Annotated in this window: 10 protein-coding genes; 6 read left to right on the forward strand and 4 right to left on the reverse strand. The window is 63.5% G+C overall.

All coding sequences use genetic code 11. The features are described 5' to 3' along the window. From groEL to WBB85_RS15415, 3 genes are all read left to right on the forward strand, one after another. Positions 1 to 990: chaperonin GroEL (gene groEL, locus WBB85_RS15405; RefSeq protein ID WP_432639484.1), on the forward strand; the 990-nt coding region annotated here is incomplete at its 5' end. A gap of 151 nt (positions 991 to 1,141) precedes the next feature. Beyond that, a complete protein-coding gene (locus WBB85_RS15410) occupies positions 1,142 to 1,606 on the forward strand; it encodes a YcgN family cysteine cluster protein (RefSeq protein WP_432639485.1) in 465 nt (154 codons plus the stop codon). Continuing rightward, the gene (locus tag WBB85_RS15415; RefSeq protein WP_432639486.1) at positions 1,606 to 2,661 is read left to right on the forward strand and encodes a threonine aldolase family protein; all 1,056 of its coding nucleotides are present in this window, start codon (positions 1,606 to 1,608) and stop codon (positions 2,659 to 2,661) included. Before WBB85_RS15410 ends, WBB85_RS15415 begins: the two co-directional genes overlap by 1 nt. Before the next feature lie 27 nt (positions 2,662 to 2,688). Here WBB85_RS15415 and WBB85_RS15420 read toward each other — a convergent pair whose 3' ends face one another. The 3 genes from WBB85_RS15420 to WBB85_RS15430 all read right to left on the reverse strand — a co-directional run bounded on the left by WBB85_RS15420 (position 2,689) and on the right by WBB85_RS15430 (position 6,250). After that, a complete protein-coding gene (locus WBB85_RS15420; RefSeq protein WP_432639487.1) occupies positions 2,689 to 4,716 on the reverse strand; it encodes an FAD-dependent oxidoreductase in 2,028 nt (675 codons plus the stop codon). Positions 4,717 to 4,832: 116 nt separating this feature from the next. Continuing rightward, on the reverse strand, positions 4,833 to 5,639 hold the full coding sequence (locus WBB85_RS15425) for an alpha/beta fold hydrolase (protein WP_432639488.1): 807 nt from the start codon (positions 5,637 to 5,639) through the stop codon (positions 4,833 to 4,835). Further along, positions 5,639 to 6,250, reverse strand: coding sequence for a 2-hydroxychromene-2-carboxylate isomerase (locus tag WBB85_RS15430; protein ID WP_432639489.1), 612 nt, complete (start codon positions 6,248 to 6,250; stop codon positions 5,639 to 5,641). The genes WBB85_RS15425 and WBB85_RS15430 overlap by 1 nt, the downstream gene beginning before the upstream one ends. A 112-nt stretch (positions 6,251 to 6,362) precedes the next feature. Here WBB85_RS15430 and WBB85_RS15435 point away from each other — a divergent pair, with 112 nt between their 5' ends. From WBB85_RS15435 to WBB85_RS15445, 3 genes are all read left to right on the forward strand, one after another. After that, positions 6,363 to 7,382, forward strand: a complete 1,020-nt coding sequence (locus tag WBB85_RS15435; protein ID WP_432639490.1) for a ribose-phosphate pyrophosphokinase — start codon at positions 6,363 to 6,365, stop codon at positions 7,380 to 7,382. A gap of 533 nt (positions 7,383 to 7,915) precedes the next feature. Beyond that, positions 7,916 to 8,758 carry a hypothetical protein gene (locus WBB85_RS15440; protein ID WP_432639491.1) on the forward strand — a complete coding sequence of 281 codons (843 nt, stop codon included), beginning with the start codon at positions 7,916 to 7,918 and terminating at the stop codon, positions 8,756 to 8,758. Between the two features lie 3 nt (positions 8,759 to 8,761). After that, a complete protein-coding gene (locus tag WBB85_RS15445; RefSeq protein ID WP_432639492.1) occupies positions 8,762 to 9,418 on the forward strand; it encodes a Fe2+-dependent dioxygenase in 657 nt (218 codons plus the stop codon). A gap of 4 nt (positions 9,419 to 9,422) precedes the next feature. Here the strand turns inward: WBB85_RS15445 and WBB85_RS15450 are convergent. Continuing rightward, positions 9,423 to 10,341 (reverse strand): M48 family metallopeptidase (locus WBB85_RS15450; RefSeq protein ID WP_432639493.1); only part of this gene is annotated, 919 nt, incomplete at its 5' end.

Genomic DNA, 10,341 nt, shown 5'->3' on the forward strand with positions numbered 1-10,341 from the left:
ATCCTGCTGCACGAGAAGAAGCTTTCTTCGCTGCAGCCGATGGTTCCGTTGCTGGAATCGGTGATTCAGAGCCAGAAGCCGCTTCTGATCATCGCCGAAGACGTCGAAGGCGAGGCTCTGGCCACGCTCGTCGTCAACAAGCTGCGTGGCGGCCTGAAGATCGCTGCCGTCAAGGCACCGGGCTTTGGCGATCGCCGCAAGGCCATGCTGCAGGACATCGCGATCCTGACCGGTGGTCAGGTCATCTCGGAAGACCTCGGCATGAAGCTTGAGAATGTCGGCATGGACATGCTCGGCACCGCCAAGAAAGTCTCGATCACCAAAGACGCGACGACCATCGTCGACGGCGCCGGTGAAAAGGCCGAAATCGAAGCGCGCGTCGCCCAGATCCGCACCCAGATCGAGGAAACCACCAGCGACTACGACAAGGAAAAGCTGCAGGAACGCGTTGCCAAACTGGCAGGCGGCGTTGCGGTGATCCGCGTTGGCGGCATGACCGAAGTCGAAGTGAAAGAGCGCAAGGACCGCGTCGATGACGCGCTGAACGCGACCCGCGCGGCCGTTCAGGAAGGCGTGATCGTCGGTGGTGGCGTGGCCCTCGTGCAGGCTGGCAAGTCGCTCGACGGTCTGAAGGGCGCCAATGCCGATCAGGATGCTGGCATCGTGATCGTGCGTCGCGCGCTGGAAGCGCCGCTGCGCCAGATCGCTGAAAACGCCGGTGTCGATGGCGCCGTCGTGGCTGGCAAGGTGCGCGAGTCGAAAGACGCGGCCTTTGGTTTCAACGCCCAGACCGAAGAATATGGCGACATGTTCAAGTTCGGCGTGATCGACCCGGCCAAGGTGACGCGGACGGCTCTGGAAGATGCGGCCTCGATCGCCGGTCTCCTGATCACCACCGAAGCCATGGTTGCCGACAAGCCGGAGCCGAAGGGCGCTGGCGGCGGCATGCCCGATATGGGCGGCATGGGCGGCATGGGCGGCATGATGTAATCACGCCGTTCCCGCTTAGGAACGTTGAAGGGGTCCCGTTCGGGGCCCCTTTTCTTTTGCAAGCGGAGCAAGCATCGACGCCAGAGTACCGGTCGTTGCGGGTCGCCCCCCCCCTTTCCTTTTCCCTGCCACTCGGCCAAAGTCGCGCGCCATGAAACACGATATCCCCCGCGACAGTCTGCGCCCGAATTTCTGGAAGCGCCCGCTTGCCTCGATGACCCCGAGGGAGTGGGAGGCGCTGTGCGACGGCTGCGGCAAATGCTGTCTGAACAAGCTGGAAGATGCCGATACCGGCGAGGTTTTCTTCACCCGAATCTCCTGCCGCCTGCTGGACGATCAGACCTGCCGCTGCGGGCAGTATGAGAACCGCAAGCGGTTCGTCCCTGAATGCGTCGTGCTGACGCCGAAAACGTTGTCCAAGGTCGCCTACTGGATGCCCTCGACCTGCGCCTACCGGCTCTTGCATGAAGGCAAGGATCTGCCCGACTGGCATCCGCTGATTTCGGGCGATCCGGACAGCGTGCATGCCGCCGAACAGTCGATCCGCGGCTGGACACTGCCGGAATTCGAAGTCCCCGAAGAGGACTGGGAAGACCACATCATCGAGGATCTGTGATGGAATTCGCCTCTGACAACGCCTCTGGCGCTGCGCCTGAGATCATGGCCGCCCTGACCGAAGTGAACCACGGCTATGCCCCGTCTTACGGCGCCGATCCGGTGATGGACCGGGTGCGCGCACAGGTCCGCGAGATATTCGAAGCGCCCGAGGCGGAAGTCTATCTGGTCAATAACGGCACGACGGCCAATGCCCTGTCACTGGCAACCTACTGTCCGCCCTGGGGCGCGGTTTACTGCCACGAGGCCGCGCATGTTGAAATGGACGAATGCGGTGCGCCGGAGTTTTTCATTGGCGGCGGCAAACTGGTGAAGGTGCCGGGCGCGGATGGCAAGATGACGCCGGATGCCTTGCGCAGGATTATCGCAGCGACACCACAGGGTTTTGTCCACGCCACCCAGCGCGGCATGGTCACGCTGACCAATACGACCGAGGCCGGTACGGTCTATCCTGCCGCGGAACTTGCCGCATTGGGTGAGGTCGCCAAGTCCTGCGATCTGCCGGTTCATCTTGACGGTGCGCGCTTTGCCAATGCGCTTGTCGCCACCAATGCCAACCCGGCCGAGATGAGCTGGAAGGCCGGTGTCGACATCCTGTCATTCGGCGGCACAAAAAACGGCTGCATGGGGGTCGAGGCGGTGGTGATCTTCGATCCCGCCAAGGCCTGGGAGTTCGAGCTGCGCCGCAAGCGGGGCGGGCATCTATTCTCCAAGCATCGCTATCTGTCGGCACAGATGGAGGCCTATCTGACCGATGGGCTCTGGCTCAGGCTTGCGCGTGCCGCCAACGACCGCGCTGCAGCGCTGGAACAGGCGGTTCTGGCTGTGCCCGGCGCCCGCCTGATGCATCCCCGCGAGGCGAATATCCTCTTTGCCTATCTGCCACGCGGCACTCACCGGCGCGCCATGGCGGCAGGCGCGCATTACTATCTCTGGCCCTTCGACCAATCCATGGATGGCCCGGAAGACGAAGCCCTGTCAGCCCGTTTCGTCGCCTCATGGTGCACGACCGAGGCCGAAATCGATGCTTTCGCGAAAGTTATCAGAAACACCTGACCGCAGGTTTTGCCTGGGCGTGTGGCCTTAAAACGCCTTGCAGATCCGCAGCGCGTCATAGACGGCGGCATGAATGTTTCGCCCCGCCACGGCATCGCCGATCCGCGCAAGCAGGAAGGTGCCAACGGGATTGCTTTCGCGGAAAGGGTCCATTCCCTTGACCATGGCCGTCTGGTCCAGTTGCCCGAGATTTTTCGCCTGTACCTTCAGCGCGAAATAGACATCGTCTGCGGGCACTGTGCCATGTTCCGACACAACATGATCCACGATCCGCTCACTGATTTCCCCGGTCAGCACATGCCTGAGGGTGACACGCCTGCGGTTGCCCTCACCCGCCACCGCCACCGGCTCAAGGAAGCACTCAAACCCCACTCCGCGTGCCGCAAGGTCGCGCAGGACGACGGCAGAATTGGTCGGGCCCAGTTCGTGGGCCACCATCCGGTCCGGCGTCACGACGGTTACCTGCACACGAGCGCGCGACAGGACATCGGCCGCAACCAGGGCCGCATGATCCCCGACCTCGTCGAGCAACAGAACATCGCCCGAGAGCCGCACCTCGCCGCCAAGCACATCCCAACTTGAGGTCACGAGGTCGCCCCCCGGAATATCCAGCGGCGCGGGCCAGCCACCGGTGGCCACGATCACGAGGTCGGGGCTTTCGCCCAGAACATCGGCGGCCTCGGCATAGCAGTTCATCCGGATAACTACCCCGATGCGCTCGACCTCGCCGATCAGCCAGTCGGCCACGCCCCATATCTGGCGCCGTGTTGTGCCCTTCGCCGCCAGCGCGATCTGGCCGCCAAGGCGGTCGGTCGCCTCGAAGAGCACCACGTCATGCCCGCGTTCGGTCGCAACCCGCGCTGCCTCCAGCCCGCCGGGGCCGCCGCCGACGACCACCACCTTGCGCCGCTGCGCCGCCTTCGCAATCACATGCGGCATCGCCGCCTCGCGCCCCGTCGCGGCATTGTGGCCGCAAACCGCCGCCTTGCCCTGATTGACCCGGTCAACGCAGTAGCCGAGACCGACACAGGGGCGGATACGTTCCTCCTCGCCCCGCGACAGTTTCGCGACCAGATAGGGATCGGCCATATGCGCGCGGGTCATGCCGATCAGGTCGACCAGCCCGTCCCGGATCGCATGGCGGGCCGTGGCGATATCCGCCACGCCGCCCGCGTGGAAGACCGGAATAGCCACCACCTGACGGATGCGGCCCGCGACCGAAAGATGAGCGGCGGCAGGCATGCCCATGGGCGGCACCCAACCGGCCAGACCCAGATCGTCATAGGGCGCGCCCGCAAGGATGTTCAGAAAATCGACCGCACCGGTCGCGGCGATCTTGCGCGCGATCTCCACACATTCCCCTTCCTCCAACCCGCCCTCGGCAAGTTCATCCCCGGTGATGCGCAGGCCAAGGATCAGGTCAGGTCCGACCGCATTCCGCACCGCCTCAATCACCTGAAGGGTCAGCCGCAGCCGGTTATCGAGCGTCCCGCCATAATCGTCGTCCCGGCAATTGACAAGCGGCGAGAGAAACTGCCCCAGAAGATGCGAATGCGACAGAAGCTCGATCCCATCGAAGCCACCGTCCTGACAGCGCCGCGCGGCCCGCGCGAAATCGTCGATGATGCGGGCGATATCCTCGGCCTCCATCGCCTTGGGAAAGGACCGGTGCGCCCTCTCGCGCCGCGCGGACGGTCCTGCGACCGGCAGCCAGTGACCGTTATCCCAGGCGGTGCGACGGCCCATATGGGTGATCTGGCACATCACTCCGGCCCCATGGGCGCGGACACCGTCGGTCAGCTTCCGGAACCACGGCAAGATACTGTCATCGCCCGCATAGAGCTGGCCGAAAACCGAAGGACTGTCTGGCGCGATATTGGTCGATCCACCGATGATGGTCAGGCCGATCCCGCCCTTTGCCTTCTCTTCGTGATAGAGCCGGTAACGGTTCCTCGGATGACCGCCTTCTTCAAAGGACGGGGCATGCGCGGTGCTCATGATGCGGTTACGCAGCGTCAGATGCCTGAGTTGGAACGGTTGCAGAAGGGGATCCATGACGATCTTTCGGCGGGTTGCGTCGTCGTCCAAGAAAACCACAAATCATGGCCGGGTCGCGCGGAATACCGACACCGGTGCCACTGTCACGCGACACCGGAGCGATCGGCCCCGCCCTACCCCGCCGCACGGTCCAGATTGACCCCGATCAGACCGGCGGTCTCATCCGGATGGGTGACCGGCACCATATGGGCCGCGCCCGGCACCGTGGCGATGCCGACATCGGGCAGGCGCGCGGCGATGTTTTCGGCGATACGTTCGATGATCGGCGGCGAGGCCTCGCCCCGGATCAGGAGGACCGGCATGTGGAGGCTTTCGAGCGCGTCGGGCGCAAGGATACCACCGCTGTCCTCAAACAAGGCGGGCGCCCCCGCCCCGATCAGCGGGATACGCGCTGTTACTTCGCGGCGGGACTTGTCGTTCATCGCCTGCCAGTCGACGCCGGTGCCCCACATCGCCGTAAAGGCTTCAGCCGCCGCCGCATACTCGCCTGAGGTCAACATCTGCTCGAAAAGCGCGCTGTTCGCCAGATGCTCCTCCCATACCGGCTCGCCCCGCGTCGCCGCAAAAAGCACAGGCTCGATCAGCGTCAGGGTGCGGAATGCTTCGGGGGCCGCGATGGCAAGACGGAGTGCCACGACCGCGCCAAAGGAATGGCCGATCAGATCCACCGGTTCCTCAACGAAACTTGCGGCGATCTGGGTGGCACGGGTGAGGAAATCACCCTCCCCCGCCCAATCCGCCGAGCGGCCATGGCCCGGCATATCGAAGGCGGTCAGGGTAATCCGGTCGTCCAACCGTTGCATCACCTCCGCCCAGGCATTCGAACTGGCCAGCGAGCAATGCACCGCCAGCGCCGGACGGGGTCCGGAGCCGAAAGTCTGCCAACAGGTCGGAAACCCTGCCCGGTCCTCAAGCGGCATCAGAGCTTGCCCGCCAGATGCAGGTCGAGATCGTCGAGCCGGTCCTGGCCCCAGAAACGCTGACCGCTATCGACCAGATAGAAGGGCGACCCGAAGACCCCCCGGTTCACCGCTTCTTCCAGATTGTTGGCATAGGTCTCGGCCCCCAGAAGCAGGCCCTTGTCGGCCAGATCCGCCTCGAACCCGGCCTTGCTCAGCAGGTCGCGGATCACCTCGTCCGCAGCAATGTCACGTTCCTCGGCCCAGCAGGCCCGCAGCACCGAATGCACGAAAGCGCCCAGATCGCCCGCCGCCCCTTTCCCTTTCGCGGCCTGTGCGGCGATGATCGCATAGGAAGAAGGCGCTGCATTCGTCGGCCAGAACATCGGCTGAAGGTTGATCTTCATCCCCGCTTTGGCGGCTTGGCGGGTGATTTCCTGCAATCGGTATTCCTTGCGGCTGTCATGCCGGTCCTTCGGCGCCGTGCCACCTGTGCGCCCGAACAGACCGCCGATATCAACCGGCTTGCAGGTCACAGTCGCACCGTGTTTCGCAGCGATTTCCTCCAGCCGGGTGCCGGCAAGGTAGGCAAAGGGCGACAGCGTGGTCAGGAAGTAGTCGATATGTGGCATTTCCGGCACTCCTTCGGGTTTGCCCGGACGCTAGCCCGATGATAAGCGGGTGGCAACGTCACGAATCCGTCATCCGGCCCGGTTTTGCGGCCCCGAACGACAAGGACCCGCCATGCCCTCCATGACCGAGCCGAAGCTCATCTCCGGCAATTCCAACCGCCCGCTGGCCAATTCCATCGCAAGGCGGATGTCGATGCACCGGGGCATGTCGGTCGGGCTGGTCGATGCGCGGGTCGAACGCTTCAACGATCAGGAGATTTTCGTTGAGGTCTTCGAGAATGTCCGCGGTGAGGACATGTACATCATCCAGTCGACATCGAACCCGGCGAATGACAACCTGATGGAGCTTCTGATCATGACCGATGCTTTGCGCCGGTCCTCGGCCGACCGGATCACCGCCGTGATCCCCTATTTCGGTTACGCCCGTCAGGACCGCCGCGCCAAGGCGCGCACGCCGATTTCGGCCAAGCTGGTGGCGAACCTCCTGACCGAAGCTGGTGTCGGCCGGGTCCTGACGATGGACCTGCATGCGGCGCAGATTCAGGGCTTTTTCGATATTCCGGTGGACAACCTCTATGCCTCGCCGATCTTTGCCCTCGACATCGAGCACCATTTCAAGGGCCGCCTGAACGAAGTGACTGTGGTCTCGCCCGATGTCGGCGGCGTGGCCCGCGCCCGTGAACTGGCGCAGCGCATCGGCTGCGGCCTTGCCATCGTCGACAAGCGGCGTGTCAAGGCGGGCGAGATTGCCGAAATGACGGTCATCGGTGATGTTTCGGGCCAGACCTGCATCATCGTCGACGACATCTGCGACACGGCCGGCACGCTCTGCAAGGCGGCCGAGGTGCTGATGGAGGGCGGCGCCAAGGAAGTGCATTCCTACATCACGCACGGTGTGCTGTCCGGCCCGGCGGTCGAACGGATCACCAAATCGGTGATGAAAAGCCTTGTCATCACCGATTCCATCGAACCGACGGCACCGGTGAAGGCCGCCAAGAACATCCGCATCGTGCCCACCGCACCGATGTTCGCGCAGGCGATCATGAACATCTGGTCGGGCACCTCGGTTTCCTCGCTCTTCGACGCCGAGACGCTGAGCCCGATCTACGAAGGCATGTATACGCGCGGCTGACGGCGCCACTCTTTCCACGGCCATGATTTACAGAAGCCGCACAGGCCCGCCCCGGCGCGGCTGATGGCCTGTGGACCACTGCAACGCGACCAGGTTGGCCCGCGTTGTGTCCTTTGCGGTCGTCGACCCGGACGAGCCTTCGCCCGGAAACAAGCCGAAGGCGCCGGGCGAGCGCCTGCCCGTCCCGGCGGGCCGGCGCTTTTGAGGCCGCGCGCATCACAAGAGATCAGAGGGACTTTGCCGCTATAAACTACCCTGAATAAAGGTCGCGGCGCCACCCCACGGGCAGCCACTCGCCCGGCTTGCGTTGCGCATCAGGCAATGTCCGCAATGTCCCGTACCACCCAACGACGATATACGGTGAAAGCGCCAAATGCCAACTTTCGCCACCTCTGTCACTTCACGCCTCCGGGCATATTTCGGCATATTTTCAAGGCATACGCATTTTCTGAGTAAATTACTCAGATTTATTCTTGACCGCCCTCGCACGTCAGCGCTATGCCTGCACCGATACCGCAGAAGAGGATTTTCCAATGACCGATTCCCCCCGCACCGCGCGCAAGGTTGACCCCAAGCGCTGGACATCCCTGACCATGGCAGGTGCCGCTGTGGCCGTGGCGCTCACCGGCCCTGCCCATGCCGCAGGCAACGGCAGCTTCGATGCCCAGGGACCGGAAAAACTCTGGCTCGCCCAGGCCGAAGGGGGTGAGGGCGGCGAAGGCGGTGAGGCCGGACATGCCGAAGACATGGACGCAGCCGTCGAACTTCTGACCGATCTTGGCCTCATCGAAGGTCATCTGCGCGCCGGGATCACGCTCTATCAGGCAGGTCTTGCCGATCAGGCGATCACCCATATGAAACACCCCCAGCACGAGATCTATACCGAGCTTGAGGCCCATCTCGACCAGTTCGGCGCTCCGGGCTTTGCCGACGAACTGACTGCGCTTGCAAGCGCCGTTGAAAGCGGCGCGCCGGTCGGTGACGCCGAGGCTGCATTCTCTGCCGTGCTGATCAAGATCGAAGAGGCACGTGATCATGCCCATGCCGGTGAGGCAGGCGAAGCGGCCTCCGTCCTTGGTCTCGTCCGGATCGCAGCAGAGGAATACCATATCGGCATCGTCGATGGTGCGGTCTCCAATCTGCATGAATATCAGGACGCCTGGGGTTTCGTTCAGGTCGCGCGCGCGGTTGCTGAACACATGGCCGACGAAGACGATGAAGCCGAGAATGCCTTTGGCGAAAAAGCGCTCGCCGCGCTCGCTGAAACGGATGCGGCCCTGCCCGGCGTTTCGCCCGAGGGCAAGCCACTTGGCGATGCCGGGATGCTTCTCGCGGCGGCGGCCAAGATCGAACTCGCGGCCTATGCGTTGAAATAGGCCATGTTCATCGCAATCGAGGGCGTGTTGAACGCCAACGAAGTGGCGGCCCTGAAAGGGGCCGCCGAAACGCTGTCCTTCGCCGATGGACGTGCCACGGCAGGCAAGATCGCGCGCGAGATCAAGGCCAATGATCAGGCTGTGCCCTCGCCCGGGCTGGAGGCGATCCAGACCAAAGTGACGACGGCGCTTATGGCGCATCCGGTCTTCACCTCTGCCGCCAGACCGAAGGCGATGACGAAACTCATTCTCTCGCGCTACCGCGAAGGCCAGACCTACGGCATGCATGTCGATGACGCACTGATGCAGGGGCTGCGGACTGACCTGTCGTTCACCCTCTTCCTGAACGATCCTGACAGCTATGAGGGCGGCGCGCTGATCATCGCCGACACGGCAGAGGAACGCGCCTTCAAACTCGCCCCCGGCGATCTGATCCTTTACCCCTCGACCGCACTTCATCGGGTCGAACCCGTCACGGCGGGCACACGCCTTTGCATTGTCGGCTGGGTGCAAAGCTGGATCCGCGACGCGGGCCAGCGCGAAATCCTGTTCGATCTCGACCGATCCATCGCCGAGGTTCATGCCCGGGAAGGCAAATCCGCCCTGCTCGACACGCTGACCAAGACCCGGTCGAACCTGATCCGGATGTGGGCCGCCTGAAACCTCAATCCGCGCAGATCTTGCGCAGATCCTGCCACTCGGCCCCGGTCAGGATCGGCGTCGTATCCTCATGCGTTTCGGCATTGGCACGCGCGGCCTCGGCCCGTCCGGCGCTCAGCGGGTGAGAGGACAGATATTCCGGCAGGATATCGGTCATCTTGGCGATGCGGTCGAAGAACCCGGCCATCGGGCCCGTATCAATGTTCGCATCGTTCATAAGCCCCAGCGCAAAAACATCCGCCGCAGCCTCGGCATCGCGGGTATATGAGGTTTGCAGAAGGTGATCCCCCGCCGCGGCGATCACCGTCCCGCCGGTCACATCGCCCAGAACAACCGATAGGATGCCCGCCGACCCAACAGAGCGCAATGTAAGCCGGGTCGGATCGCGGGCGACGACATGTCCGATCTCATGACCAAGAACGGCGGCCACCTCTTCGGCGCTCTCCGCCTCATCAATCAGACCACGAAAGATCACGATCTGCCCGCCGGGGGCAGCGAAGGCGTTGACCATTTCATGATCGAAGACACTGAGGTCAAGGTCATAGCCAATGTCGCGGTCACCGATCAGCCGGGCCTTCATCGCGTCCAGTGCAGCAAGCCCCTTTTCATTGGTGCAGGTCAGATCGGTGCCATCCTCATCGCTGACGATCCATTCGATCTGGGCCATGACCGATTTTCCAAAAGCCACCTCTGTCTCGACCGGCAGGTTGTCGGCCAGGAAATCAGACAGTCCCGGCAGGATGACGAAAAGCATCAGCACAACGGCCGCCGACGCCCCGCCAAGCCAGAGCGCCACCTTGCGGAACGTGCCAGCCCGGACATCGCGACGCATGAGGCCGGGACGGGTGCGCAGGAACCAGGCGATGGCATCAGGGTCGGTCACGATCAGCCGGGCGGGATCGCGCGGCGTCTCATCCTCGGTC

Origin of the sequence: Albidovulum sp. (assembly GCF_049646345.1) — a bacterium.
GTDB lineage: Bacteria > Pseudomonadota > Alphaproteobacteria > Rhodobacterales > Rhodobacteraceae > Albidovulum.